Origin of the sequence: Pseudomonas cichorii (genome assembly GCF_003700275.1) — a bacterium.
Lineage (GTDB): Bacteria > Pseudomonadota > Gammaproteobacteria > Pseudomonadales > Pseudomonadaceae > Aquipseudomonas > Aquipseudomonas cichorii_B.
The window spans coordinates 1-15,374 of sequence record NZ_RBRE01000072.1; the positions used below are offsets into that span (position 1 = coordinate 1).

At 62.2% G+C, this 15,374-nt stretch carries 2 protein-coding genes; both read right to left on the reverse strand.

Annotated features, from left to right (window positions below; genetic code table 11):
• The coding region (locus ALQ04_RS19590; RefSeq protein ID WP_259645051.1) for a non-ribosomal peptide synthetase at nt 1-5,424 on the reverse strand (5,424 nt) is incomplete at its 3' end.
• 235 nt (nt 5,425-5,659) lie between these two features.
• The coding region (locus ALQ04_RS19595; protein WP_147466612.1) for a non-ribosomal peptide synthetase at nt 5,660-15,374 on the reverse strand (9,715 nt) is incomplete at its 5' end.

The following is a 15,374-nucleotide window of genomic DNA, read 5'->3' on the forward strand; positions in this document are numbered from 1 at the left end:
CTGCTGCGCCCAGGTCAGGAAGTTGACCGTATTGCGGTGTTCGATCATCACGCCTTTCGGCAGGCCGGTCGAACCCGAGGTGTAGATCACATAGGCCAGATGCGCCGATGTCAGCTCTGCAATCACGGGATTGGAGACGGATTGATCCTGCCAGACTTCCTCATCCAGATTAACCAAAGGCACCGAAGCCGCCGACAGCAGTTCCAGCGTAGAGGTCTGTGCCAATACCGCTGCCGGAGCACTGTCCTGTAACATGTAAGCAATCCGTTCCGCTGGATAAGCCGGATCCAGCGGGACATAACCGCCGCCCGCCTTCATGATCGCCAGCAACCCGACCACCATCCCGATCCCGCGCTCGACACAGATCGCCACCCGCGAATCCGGCATCACGCCCTGACTGCGCAAGTGATGAGCCAGACGGTTGGCGCGCTGATTCAGTTCGGCATAGCTCAAATGCAAATCGCCATGCACCACAGCCACGGCATCCGGCGTACGCTCGACCTGCATCTCGAACAGGCCATGAACCGTCTGCTCCAGCGGATATTGCGCAGCGGTCGCATTGAAACCCTGCAGCAACTGCTCACGTTCGGCTTGGGGCAAGACCGACAGACTGCGCAATGCCGCCTGAGGTGTCAGTTCCAGGGCTTCGACCAGCTCCTGCAAGGCCGCCTGCATGTAGCCACAGACGCGCCGGGCATCGACGCCTTCCTGTGCCAGCGTCGTCAGCAGCAGGTTATCGCCCAGATCGTCGACGTTCAGAGTCAGTGGATAGTTGGTGCGCTCCTCGCCGGACAGGCCTTCGATCCCTTCCCAGGCCTGCAAGGCTTCAGGGTTGATGCTGCCGGCAGCGCTGTGTCGATAGTTGAGCAATGCGCTGAACAACGGCATCGACGCGGGCACGCCACTGCAACGCTGGGCCAGGGCCAGCGAGGCATGCTCGTGGCCCAGCAGGCCGCTCAAGCGCTCATGGGCGGCCCTGACTCCGGCCCGTACGCCCTGCTCACCTACGGCCAGCCGCATCGGCAGGGTATTGATGAACAGGCCGATGGCGCGATCCGCTCCTTCGCCGCCTTGCAGGCGCCCCATCAGTACGGTGCCGAACACCACATCCTGTTTACCGGCGATAGCACCCAGCACTACGCCCCAGGCCAGATGCACCAGGCTGGCCAGACTCACGCCCAGATGGCGGGCCTGGCTGCGCAGGCGTTGATCCAGACCTGTGACCAGTGCCTGGCTGGCTTCCTCGACGCCGTCACCGTCGCCCTGCACATTCTGCAGACCGAAGGGCAGTGTCGGCTCGTCGACATCGCCGAGCATGTCGCGAAAGAATGTTTCGTGAGCCTCACGACTGACGCCCAGACGCGCCTGAGCCACGTAATTGCGATAAGCGATGGCCTCGCCCAGATCCTGCTGACGACCCAGCAACCAGGCCTGCATCTCATGCTGGACCACTTCCAGCGCAGTGTGATCCAGCGCCAGGTGGTGAAACAGCAGCAAGGCAACGCAACGCTGGTTGACGGCATCTTCGGTAAACAGAATGCGCAGCAGCGGCGCCTGCGCCAGATCGAGCCGGAAATGCCGCGGATCGAAACGCGCCTGCAATTGGGCCGAGATATCGCCCAGTGCCGGATCGAGACTGACTTCTTCGACACTCAGTCGTGCCTGGCGGCAGACCACTTGTACCGGGCTGTCGAGACCTTCCCAGAACACTGCAGTACGCAGAATGTCATGACGATCGACAACCGCTTGCAGCGCCTGGACGAAATCATTCAGACGGCCACGGTCAGCCATGCCGAACAGGGTCTGCAGAACGTAAGGATCGCCCTGATCGGCCGCCAGATGGTGATAGAGAATGCCTTCCTGCAACGGCGCCAGCGCATAGATGTCCTGAATATTGGCAATACCGCCCGGCACGCTGGCCACGATGCGGTCGATGGAAGTCTGATCCAGATCAGCCAGAGGCAACATCGCGGGCGTGATGCGCTGGATGTCGGCAGCAATGACATTGGCCGGAACCGTGATCTCATGGTTCTCGCCAACCGCAGCGGCCAGTGCCGCCAGGGTTGGCTGGCTGAACAGCACCCGCACATCGGCCCGCAGACCAGCCTGGCGCATGCGCTCGATCAGGCTGACGGCGAGCAGCGAGTGGCCGCCCAACTCGAAGAAATGATCGAAGCGCCCCACGCGCTCCACCTTGAGCAACTGCGCCCAGAGCGTGGCCAGTGTTTCTTCTACCGGACCTTGAGGTGCCACATATTCACGGCTGGCGAACGCCTCGGCACCAGGCTCGGGCAAGGCCCGACGGTCCAGCTTGCCGTTGGCGGTAAGCGGGAAAGCCTCAAGCATCACAAAAGCTGCAGGCACCATGTATTCGGCCAGCGAGCCGAGCAATTCATCGCGAAGAGCCTGGGCGCCGAGTTGCACGCCAGCTTGCGGAATGACATAGGCGATAAGCCGTTTCTGGCCCGGAGTGTCCTGCTCGGCTCGCACCAGCACCGTGGCTTCGGCAACACCGGCGCAGGTGCTCAGGCGGGCAACGATTTCGCCCAGTTCGATGCGGAAACCACGAATCTTGACCTGATCGTCGTTACGCCCGCGGTACTCGATACTGCCGTCTGGCAACCAGCAACCCAGGTCGCCGGTGCGGTAAAGCATGGCTTCGGCATCAGAGCCGAACGGGTCGGCAATGAACTTCTCGGCGGTCAGGTCGGGACGATTCAGATAACCCTTGGCGACGCCATCACCGCCGATATAAAGCTCACCGGTCACGCCAAGAGGCGCAGGCCGCCGGTGGTCATCCAGCACATACACCCGGCTATTGCCTACCGGCCGGCCGATGGGGATGCTCGGGCCCTCGACCCTGTCGATCTCCCAGGTGGTGGAAAAGGTCGTTGCTTCGGTAGGGCCGTAGCCATTGAGCAAATGCTGTGGTGCGCCGTTGGCCAACACTCTTGCGATGACCGTCGAATCCAGCACATCACCGCCGACAATCAGGTAGCGCAACTGGCGGAACGCCTCGTTCATGTCCGCTGCATATTGATGAAACAGACCCGCCGTCATCCATAGCACGCTGACCGCCTGCTCCAGCAACAAACCGGCGAAGCGTTCCCGCGACAGCAGCACGTCCTGATCCACCAGGACCACACAACCACCATTGAGCAAGGCAGCCCAGACTTCCAGGGTGCTGGCATCGAACGCCGGATTGGAGGCGAACGCCACGCGGTCTGCAGCGTTGAAATCGGCGTAACCGTTGTCCAGGACCAGACGGCTGATTGCCCGATGGGTTACCAGCACGCCCTTGGGAGTTCCCGTGGAACCGGAGGTGTACATGACATAGGCCGGCGCACCGCCGTCCTGCACCTGTAGCGGATTTTCGCTGGCCGCGACGTTCGATTCCGGGCTGTCCAGCTGCAGATTATCGAGATCCAGGCGAGGAATATCGGTCAGCGAGGCACGCTCGCTCAGGCTCAGCAATACCCGGGCCTGGCTGTCTTCCAGCATGAATTGCAGACGCTCGACAGGCGCATTGACGTCCAGCGGCACGTATACGGCGCCGCACTTGAGCACCGCCAGCTGGCTGATCAGCAACTCGAACGAGCGTTCCAGTTGCAGGGCAACCCTCTCGCCGGGATTGACACCCGCTGCGCGTAAATGCCCAGCCAGCACGTTGGCGCGCTCATTCAACTGGCGGTAATCGAGCTGTTGCTCGCCATGCAGAGCTGCCGGAGCATCGGGATTGAGCCGGGCATGCGCCTCGAACAGGGTCGCTACGCTACTGTCGCGAGGATAAGCCCGGCGGGTGTCGTTGAATGTGTCCAGCAACTGGCTACGCTCGGCAGATGGCAGCAGATCCAGGCTGCTCAGCGCACAGCGCGGATCCTGCTCAAGAGCCTGTGCCAGTTGCTCGAAGGCGCTCAACAGATAAGTGCCGATCCGCTGCGCGCCGATCTGTGCCAGGGCCAGGACGCTGACCACAAAGCGCTCGCCCAGATCGTCCACCGACACCGTGATCGGATAGTTGCTGCGCTCTTCACCGCCCAGCACCTGCAGGCCATGCCAGGCTTCACGGGCCTGCTTCGTCACGGCCTGCGCCGCGCTGCCGTGACGATAATTGAGCAGCGAACCGAACAACGGCGTCGGTGCTGCCACGCCGCTGCAACGCTGGGCGAGTGCCAGCGATGCGTGTTCATGACCCAGTAGCCCGGTCAGGCGCTGGTGAGTGGCCTTGATGCTGGCATCCACGCTCTGGCTGCCCAGTGCGACTCGCAGCGGCAAGGTATTGATGAACAACCCCAACGCCCGTTCAGCGCCCTCGCCGCCTTGCATCCGGCCCATCAATACAGTGCCGAATACCACGTCCTCACGGCCGGATATACGCCCCAGCACTTGAGCCCAGGCCAGATGCACCAGGCTGGCGGCACTGACTCCGAGCCGCCGGGCATGGCCACGCAGACGCGCGCCCAACGCCTCATCGACCGGCAGCCGGGCCTCTTCAATGACCGCGTCGGGGTTCAGGGCATCGGTGAAGCCGAATGGCAGCGTCGGCTCTTCGACGTCCGCGAGCATGTCGCGAAAGAACGCTTCGTGAGCCTCACGGCCAACGCCAAGGCGGGCCTGAGCCACATAGTTGCGATAGGCGACCGCTTCGGGCAGCAAGTGTCCGGTGCCCAGCAGAAAGGCCTGGACTTCATGCTGCACCAGTTCCAGTGCCGCATGGTCAAGTGCCATGTGGTGGAACAGCAGCATCGCCACCCAGCGTGAATTGAGTGGATCGACGGACCAGACCAGGCGCAGCAGCGGCGCCTGGCGTACGTCCATGCGGTAATGGCGGGTATCGAAACGCTCCTGCAATTGCCGGGTTATATCGCCATCGGCCGGGTTCAGGATGATTTCGTCAAAGCTCAGCCGGGCCTCTTGCCAGACCACCTGCCGCGGTTCGTCGAGCCCTTCCCAGACAATCGCAGTGCGCAGGATATCGTGACGGTCCATGACCCCTTGCAGGGCCTGGGCAAAGTTTTCCAGATGCTGGAGGCTGTCGGCAGCGAACAGGGTGTGCAGGACATACGGATCGCCGCTGGACGCCGAAATATGATGATAGAGAATGCCTTCCTGCAACGGTGCCAGCGGATAGATGTCCTGTACGTTGCCAGCACCGCCGGGTACGGTTTCGACGATACGGTCAAGCGCTTCCTGGCTAAGTCCGGCCAGGGGCAGCATATCCGGGGTAATGCGGAAAGCCGGGCTCAGCCAGTCGCCACCGTTTCTCTTTACCAGATCGATCAGCGCATGCTTGTGCAGGCGCATGCTGTCCATCAGCGCATCGTCGAAGCCCTCGTCGTCGCCAAGAATGACAAGATCGCCCTCGTCGTGCTGGAGACGGATCGGGTGACCGGAAATGATAGCCATCAATTCGTTGAAGAGCATCGAATAACCTGCGCTGTAGGAGTTCTGAAAAAGTCGACGACAAACAAGTGGCGACTTCATGAAAGGGGCAAAATGCCGCCTTTCTAGGATGGGAAAAAACTAGAGCATCGGTTCTGGACTGTCTGTCACGGTATGTAGGGACAGGCGGGATGCAGAGCGTTGGGGCCTTGGGAAAACGCTGTCCCCGTTGATGGGGACAGCATCTGGTGTTGCGGGGGATGGTTGCGCAGAGCGATCAGATACGACGTTTGCGTTGTTGAGTCGGGACTCGCGAGGCAGAAACTTCGAGGTTGCGCAGAGGCACCACCGAAGCGGCCACCGCCGCCAGCGTCGATTGTCCGAACAGCACCCGCACATCGGCTTCCAGCCCCTCATGGCGCATGCGCTCGATCAGGGTAACCGCCAACAGCGAATGCCCGCCCAGCTCGAAGAAATGGTCGTGACGCCCTACTCGCTCAACCTTCAGCAACTCGGCCCAGAGCATCGCCAGCCAAGTTTCGTTTTCACCCTGCGGAGCTTCGTAGCGATGGGTGACGTAAGCGCTGCTGTCAGGCAATGGCAGGCGCTTGCGATCCAGCTTGCCGTTGGGAGTCAACGGCAATTCCTCAAGGCGCACATAGGCGGCCGGGACCATATATTCAGGCAATTGCGCCTGCAAATGGCTACGCAGCAAGCCACTGTCGATCAGCAGCGCAGCGCTGTGCGGCGTGTAATACGCCACCAGCCGCAGATCGCCGGGCTGGTCTTCCCTGGCCAGCACCACCGCCTCCTTGACTGCCGCGTGAGCAGCCAGTTTCGCCTCGATCTCACCCAGCTCGATGCGGAAACCGCGGATCTTCACCTGATCGTCGTTACGGCCCAGATACTCGATATTGCCATCCGCCAGCCAGCGTCCGAGATCCCCGGTACGGTACATGCGCGCGCCGGATACACTGCTGAACGGATCGTCGAGGAAGCGCTGGGCCGTCAGATCGTCGCGGTTCAGGTAACCGCGAGCCACCCCGGCCCCGCCGATGAACAGTTCACCGGCAACCCCCAGCGGCACCGGGTTCAGGTACTCATCCAGGATATGGAACTGAGTATTGGCGATCGGCTTGCCGATATGCGCGCTGAAACCGTCTTCGCGATCCATCGCCACCCAACTGGAATAGGTGGTGGTTTCCGAGGGGCCATAGAGATTGCACAGGCGCTTGACCTGGGTCTGCTCGAACAGGGTTTCCACGAGACTGCGCTTGAGAGCTTCCCCGGCCACGTTGACCGTATGTACGCCCTGGCTCAGACCGCTTGATTCCAGCAACGCCTTGAGCGCCGAAGGCACGGTATTGATCAGCGTGACATCGTGCTCGCTGTGTTGCAGTTCAAGAGCATTCTGCACCAGATCGATACAGCCACCGCTGGTCAGCGGAGCAAAGCATTCGTAGACCGCCAGGTCGAAGTTCAACGAAGTGGAGAACAGCGTTCTGGCCAGCACCTCAGGCTCGAAGGCGCGTTTTGCCCAGGTCAGAAAGTTGACCGTATTGCGGTGTTCGATCATCACCCCCTTGGGCATGCCGGTGGAGCCGGAGGTGTAGATCACATAGGCCAGATGGGCCGCGTTCAGCCCGCTGACGTCCGGGTTGTCCAGCGATTGTGTGAGCCAGGTACGGCTGTCCAGATCAATCACCGGCGCGCTGCTGGCGGACAGCAGTCCGAGGGTCGGCGCGTGCGCCAGCACCACCGTGGGTGCGCTGTCCTCCAACATGTAGGCGATCCGCTCGACCGGATAGGCCGGATCCAGCGGCACATAACCGCCGCCAGCCTTGAGAATGGCCAGCAGGCCGACGACCATTTCGCTGCCACGCTCCACGCAGATTGCCACCCGTGCGTCTGGCTCGACGCCCTGCTCGCGCAAATGCCAGGCCAGACGATTGGCCCGTTCATTCAACTGGCGATAGCTCAGTTGCTCGCGCCCATGAATCAACGCCAGCGCATCAGGCGTGCGCAGTACCTGAGCCTCGAAAAGACCATGCACGGTCTGCGCCGGCGGATAGTAATGCTGGGTGTCGTTGAAGCGCGCCAGAGCCTGGCGCTCTGCCGGGCCAGGCAGAGCAACGCCGTGTACCGCCTGGCTGGCATCAGCCACCATGGCGCGCAGCAGACATTCCAGATAACCGCGATAACGCTCGATGGTGTGCGGCTGGAACAAGGCCGTGGCGAACTCCAGGCTGCCCTGCAACTGGCCATTGATCTCCCCAAGCTCCAGCGACAGGTCGAACTTGGCAGTACGGCGCGGCGCACCAATGCCCTCCAGACGCAGGTCGCCGAGCATCAGTTCGACATTTTCGTTGTTCTGCCACGACAGCATGACCTGGAACAACGGACTATGGGACAGGCTGCGTACCGGCTTGACCACTTCGACCACATGCTCGAAAGGCAATGCCTGCCGGGCCTGGGCTTCCAGGGACAACTGCCGGACCCTGTGCAGCAGCTCGGCGAAATCAGGCTTGCCGGACAGGTCGACCGGCAGTGCAAGGGTATTGACGAACAGACCGATCAGCCCTTCGACATCGGCGCTCATGCGGTTGGCGACCGGCGAGCCGATCACCACCTGCTCCTGGCCAGACAGGCGTGCGAGGGTCGCTGCCCAGGCCGCCAGTACCGTCATGTACAGCGTGGTGCCATGACGCTTGCTCAGGGCTTGCAGTTGCGCGGTCAACTGCGCGTCGAAGCAGACCGGCAGCGCAGCCCCCGAATAATCCTGCAACGCCGGGCGTGGCTGGTCGCAGGGCAAGGCCAGCAACGCCGGCGCCTGAGCCAGGGTCTTGCGCCACCAATCGCTCTGCACCTGCATGGCCTGGCTGTCCAGCAGCCGGCGTTGCCAGGCGGCATAGTCGGCGTATTGCACCGCCAGTGGCGGTAACGGGTCCGGCTCGCCGTACACAAATGCCTGATACAGTGCCCCCAGCTCGCTAGTCAGGACGCCCATGGACCAGCCGTCGGAGACGATATGGTGCAGCGTGACCAGCAATACATGCTCGTCATCGGCCAGTCGAATCAACTGGCCGCGAATCAGCGGGCCATGCTGCAGGTCGAAGCCCTGCCGTGCCTCTTCGGCGGTCAGCTCACTCAAGGCCTGCGCCGAATCGGCCAGCCCGGAAAGATCAACCTGACTCAGCGCGAACCCGCTGGATGGCAGGATTCGCTGCAACGCCGCACCTCCCGATGGCTGGACAAAACAGGTACGCAAGGCTTCGTGCCGCTCCACGATCCGGTCCAGCGCTTGCTGCAGGGCGGCGACGTCGAGCACGCCTTTCAGGCGCAGGCCGGCCGGCAAGTGATAGGCCGCACTGGCGCCCTCCATCTTCGCCAGGAACAGCAAGCGCTGCTGGGCGAACGACAGCGGCAAGTCCTCGTCACGCGACACCGCCGTGATTTCCGGCAAGGTGCTACGGACATTCAGTGCCACCTGTTCTGCCACTGCACGCAATTGCGGACGGGCAAACAGCTCGGCCAGTTCCAGCTCGACGCCCCATTGCTGGCGAACCTGGGAAACCAGACGCATGGCCAGCAACGAATGCCCGCCCAGCTCGAAGAAGTGATCCTCACGCCCTACCTGCGGGACTTTCAGCAGGTTTTGCCACAACTCTGCAAGGGCGCTTTCCAGTTCGCCCCGGGGTGCCTCGAATTCGCGGCTGATCACGTCTGCCGCATCCGGCGCCGGTAATTGGCTGCGATCCAGCTTGCCATTGGCGGTGAGCGGGAAAGTCTCCAGAGCAATAAACGATGTAGGCACCATGTAATCGGGAAGGTGGATCTGCAAATGGCTGCGCAATTCGCGCAAGTCCGCTGTCGAGCCCGTTCGCGAGGTAAAGTAGGCCACCAGCCGTTTCTCGCCGGACGCCTCGTCGCGCGCCAGTACCACAGCTTCCTTGATCGCCTCGTGCAGCGCCAGCTTGGCTTCGATCTCGCCCAGTTCGATACGTTGACCGCGGATCTTGACCTGAAAGTCGTTACGTCCCAGGTATTCGACTGCTCCGTTGTCCAGCCAGCGGCCCAGGTCGCCGGTCTTGTAGACCCGCGCGTCTGGATCGCTGGAGAACGGATCTTTAACAAAGCGCTCGGCGCTCAGTTCCGGCAGGTTCAGATAACCACGCGCGACACCCACACCGCCGATATTGATTTCACCGGCGACACCTACGGGCGTCGGCTGGCCATGCGGATCGAGAATATAGATCCGGATATTGGCGATGGGCTTGCCAATCGGCACGCTGTCGCCCTGATCACTCGGCTGGCAGTGCCAGGCGGTGACGTCGATGGCCGCTTCGGTCGGGCCATAGAGGTTATGCAGCTCCACCGGTGCCAACTGCTCCTCGAAACGCTTCTGCAGGCTGCGCGGCAAGGCTTCGCCGCTGCACAGCACACGGCTCAAGGCGCCAAAGCCCTGGTTGTCGCCGTGTTCCAGAAATACTTCCAGCATCGAGGGTACGAAGTGCAGCAGGCTGATCTGTTGCTCGCGCATCACCTGAGCCAGATACGCCGGGTCCTGATGCCCGCCAGGACGGGCCATGTACAGATGAGCGCCGGTCAGCAGTGGCAGGAAGAACTCCCAGACCGACACGTCAAAACCGAATGGGGTCTTTTGCAGCACGCGATCCGTGGCGTTGACCCGGTATTCGTCCCTGGCCCAGAGCAGGCGGTTGACCACGCCGCGGTGTTCGTTCATCACGCCTTTGGGCTTGCCGGTCGAGCCGGAGGTGTACAGCACATAGGCCAGATGCGTGGCTTGCAGACCCAGCTCCAGCGGCTTTGGATTGCTCGACGGAAAATCCGCTAGTACTTCCTGATCCACCAGCAACACAGGAATATCGGCGCGGGCGACCTGCTCCTGCAAGGCCAGCGAGGTGAGCATTGCCACAGGCGTGCTGTCGTCGAGCATGTAGTCGCGCCGGCTGTCCGGCAGGTCCGGGTCCACCGGCACATAAGCGCCGCCAGCCTTGAGAATCGCCAGCAGGGCAACCACCAGTTCGTTGCTACGGCGCAGCGCCACCGCCACACGACTATCCGGCACCACCCCCAGCGCGATCAGTTGATGGGCGAGCTGGTTGGCGCGACGGTTGAGGGTTTCGTAGCTCAGGGCCTGGCCGTTGTGATCGCTGACGGCACTGGCTAGTGGCGTGCGTTCTACCTGTTGCTCGAACAGTGCATGGATCAGTTCATCGCGAGGGTAATCACGTTGCGTCGCGTTGAAGGTGCGCAATACCCGCTCGCGCTCGGCTTGCGGCAGTATCGACAGACCACTCAGAGTGGTCAGCGGTGCCTGTTCAAGCGTTTCGACCAGTTGTTGCAACGCGCACTGCATGTAACCGCACAGGTTTTCCGCATCGATGCCAGCGGTAGTCTGCACGGTCAGAAAAACCCCTTGCCCGGTATCGTCCACCGCCAGCGTCAGCGGATAAGCCGTGTGTTCATGGGCCTCAAGCCCCTGGATACCCTGCCAGGCGCTATTGGCCAGGGCTGAGTCGTCTACCGGGCTATGGCGGAAATTGAGCAAGGCACTGAACAATGGCGCGGGTGCAGCAACACCACTACAGCGTTGAGCCAGGGCCAGAGAAGCATGTTCGTGTTCCAGCAGTCCGGACAGCCGCGCATGCACCTGCCTGACGGCCAGGGCCACACCTTGCAGTCGCAACTCAACACGAATCGGCAAGGTATTGATAAACATCCCCAAGGCCCGATCCGCACCTTCACCGCCGCGCATCCGGCCCACCAGTACGGTACCGAACACCACATCGTCACTTGCCGACACCCGGCCCACCACCAGACCCCACGCCAGATGGTAAAGACTCGCGGCGCTGACACCCAGGTTCCGCGCAAGGTTGCGGGCTCGCTGGCTGATATCGCCGCTCACACTCTGCCGGACTTCATGCACGACCCCGTCGGACACTGATTTACCGAACGGCAAGGTGGGTTCCTCGACGGTTTGCAGCATGTCGCGGAAGAAGCGTTCGTGAGCCGCCTCGTCGGCACCCAGGCGCACCTGGGCGATGTAGTTGCGATAAGGCACCGGTTCGGGCAGCCGCGCCGCCTGATCCAGCAACAGGCTCTGGATTTCCGACACCACCACCTCGAAGGCCACGTGGTCGATGATCAGGTGATGGAGCACCAGCGCCACCACGTAGCGCTGATTCAGCGGGTCCCACGCATAAGGCATGCACACCAGCGGGGCCTGGCTGATATCCAGGCGGAAGTTGCGGGCGTCGAAACGCTCGCGCATCTGTTCAAGGATATCGCCGGCTGCCGGATCCAGTGCAATGCACTCGCTCGGCAGCGCAGCGCTGCGCTGCACGACCTGTACAGGTGTTTCAAGGCCTTCCCAGAACACCGCTGTGCGCAGAATGTCGTGACGATCGATGACCTTTTGAAAGGCCCGGGCAACGGCTTGCAGACGCGCTTCGCTGTCCACTGCGAGCAACGACTGGAGAATGAACGGATCTCCCTGGCGTGCCGCGACATGGTGGTACAGGATGCCTTCCTGCAAAGGCGCAAGCGCATAGATATCCTGCACATTGGCCGTGCCGCCAGGCACTGCGGCGACGATGCCATCGATAGTCGACTGATCGAGACTAACCAGCGGCAGCATCCAGGGCTCGATACGCTCGCAGTCCGCCGGGATCAGGTTGGCAGGCACCTGAATCTCCTGTTCGCCATTCAGGGACGCTGCCAGTGCCGCCAGCGTTGGCTGGCTGAACAGAACCTTGATATCGGCGCGCAGACCTTCCTGGCGCATACGTTCGATCAACGTCACCGCCAGCAGCGAATGACCGCCCAGGGTAAAGAAGTTATCGAAGCGCCCTACCTGCTCCACCTTCAGCACCTGGGACCAGATGCCAGCCAGGAGCGTTTCGACCTCACCCAGGGGCGCTTCGTAAACACCGCTCGGCAGTGCGTCCCCGTCGGGAGCCGGCAAAGCCTTGCGGTCCAGCTTGCCGTTGCCATTCAAGGGCCAGTGCTGCAGCCCGACGAAAGCCGAAGGCACCATGTATTCAGGCAGCGCGGCGCGCAACCAGGCCTGTACAGCCTGGGCAGTCGGCAACTCCATGGTCGATTCGGCGGTGTAGTACGCCACCAGTTGCTTTTGCCCCGGCACGTCTTCACGGACTACGACTGCCGCCTGGTGAACCCCCGGACAGACTTGCAGGCGCGCATCGATCTCGCCCGCCTCGATGCGAAACCCACGCAGTTTCAGTTGGCCGTCGCCACGGCCGAGATGCTCCAGGCTGCCATCTGCACGCCAGCAGCCACGGTCACCGGAACGATACAGGCGCGCGCCTTCGACCTTGCTGAACGGGTCAGCGATAAACGCCTGGGCGTTCAGTTCGGGACGATTCAGATAACCCGTCGCGACGCCGTCGCCACCGATACAGATCTCCCCTGCCACACCGATGGGCACCGGCTGCTGACGGGCATCCAGCACGTACACCTGGGTATTGGCCAACGGCTTGCCGATCGGCACATTGCTCATCTCTTGCGGAACGTCGGTTACATGCAGGGTGGTCGCATAAGTCGTGGTTTCGGTCGGGCCATAGCAGTGGATCAGGCGCAACTTCGGAGCAATATCCAGCAAGTCGCGAAAGACTTGCGGATCGGCCCGTTCGCCGCCACACATCAGGATTCGCAGGCCGGCCAGGGTTGCGCCGATCAGGCTGACGTACTGATTGAACACCGCGGTGGTTACAAATAGCGAGGTGACGCCCTTCGCCACCAGTTCTTCAGCCAGACGAGGTGGGTCCAGCAGCAGTTCATGGTCGATCACCACGACCTGGCCACCGTTGAGCAGCGCCGCCCAGACTTCCAGGGTGCTGGCGTCGAACGCCGGGTTGGAGGCGAATGCCAGGCGGTCGTCGCGGTTGAAATCGGCAAACCCGTTGTTGCACACCAGTTTGACGATTCCCCGGTGCGCGACGATGACGCCTTTGGGCGTGCCAGTGGAACCCGAGGTGTACATGATGTAAGCGGTCGACTGTGCGCTGCCGAGACACTGCGGGTCATGATCCGGCTGGTTGTCCAGAACCAGCAGGTCCAGGTCCAGGCGCATGACGCCTTGCGGGACCTCGCGAGCGTGGTGGGTCAACAACTGCCGGGCACCGCTGTCCTGCACCATGAAAGCCTGACGATCCAGTGGTGCGTTGACATCCAGCGGCACGTAGACGGCAGCACATTTGCTGATCGCCAGTTGCGCCACCAGCAGATCCAGCGAACGTGGCAGCAGGATCGCCACCGAATCCCCCGCCTGCACCCCAAGGCCGGTCAGGTAATGAGCCAGGCGGTTGGCCCGGGTGTTGAGCTCAAGATAGGTCAGGCCTTGCTGGCCATGGACCGCCGCCACAGCGTCAGGACGCTCGGCAACCTGCGCTTCAAACAGCGCCTGCAGGGTTTGATCCCTTGGGTAATCCGTGGCCGTGGCGTTGAATTCTTCAAGCAGGCGGCGACGTTCCGCTCCAGCGATTACCGATACCGCATGCAGTGGGGTCTGCGGCCGAACATCAAGCGCCTCGACCAGTTGCTGCAGCGTATGGGCAAAAGTATCGCAGACACGCTGGGCCCCGATTTCCAGCATCGCCAGCACGCTGACTGCAAAGCCTTCGCCCAGGTCATCCACGGAAATCGCCAGCGGATAATTGGTGCGCTCTTCATTGCCCAGGCTTTCGATGCCGTCCCAGGCCGACAACGCCTGAGCGCAGGTAACGTCGACGGCGCTATGCCGGTAATTGAGCAACGAGTTGAACAATGGCGAAGGTGCGGCAACAGCGCTGCAACGCTGCGCAAGGGCCAGCGAAGCATGCTCGTGACCCAGCAGCGCGCTAAGCCGTGCATGGGTGGACTCCACTCCTTCCACCACATTGTGTGCGTCGATATCCACGCGCAGCGGCAAGGTATTGATGAACATGCCCAGCGCACGATCGGCACCGTCGCCACCCTGCATGCGGCCCATCAGGACCGTGCCGAACACTACCTGATCACGCCCGCTGGCCTTGCCGGCCACCAGCGCCCAGGCCAGATGCATCAGGCTGGCGGCACTGACGCCAAGCTGGCGGGCCTGCACTCGCAGTTTCTGGCACAGGGCGATATCCAGTTGCTGATGCGCCTCTTCGATACCGCTGCCGTCACTGCGGATCGAGGCCTGAGCGTAAGCCAGCGTCGGCTCCTCGACATCGCCGAGCATGTCGCGGAAAAACGCTTCGTGCTCCTGCTGGCCAAGCCCCAGGCGCGCCTGGGCCACATAGTTGCGGTATGGCACGGCAACGGGCAGCGAATCCGCCTCGCCCAGCATGAAGGCCTGCATTTCCTCGCGCACCACATCCATCGCAGTGTGGTCCAGGGCCAGGTGGTGGAATATCAGCAACATGACCCAGCCTTCACCTTCACGGGCGCAGGCCAGACGGATCAAGGGCGCCTGGGCCAGATCAAGACGATAATCAGTGTTGGCGAAACGCTCGCTCAACTGCGCGGCGATGGGGCCATTGCGAGGGTCAGGTTCAAGAATTTCGACACTCAGCTCAGCCTGGCGCCAGACCACCTGCAACGGTTCGCTCAGGCCCTGCCAGAGCACCGCCGTACGCAGAATGTCATGACGCTGGATGACATGCCGCAGCGCATCGGCAAAGGCATCGAGCCGTGCCCGGTTGCTGACTGAAAAGCTGGCCTGCAGCACATAAGGATCACCACGTTCAGCGCTGATGTGATGGTAGAGAATGCCTTGCTGCAACGGCGCCAGTGGATAGATATCCTGCACGTTGGCAGCCCCGCCCGGGACCGTTGCCAGCACAAGATCGAGGGTAGTCTGGTCGAGTTCGACCAGCGGCAGCATCTCAGGGGTGATCTGCGTGCAGCCCGGCTCGATCAGGTTGGCCGGCACGCGAATTTCCGTACCACTGCCCACGGCGGCAGCCAGGGCCATCAGGGTTGGCTGG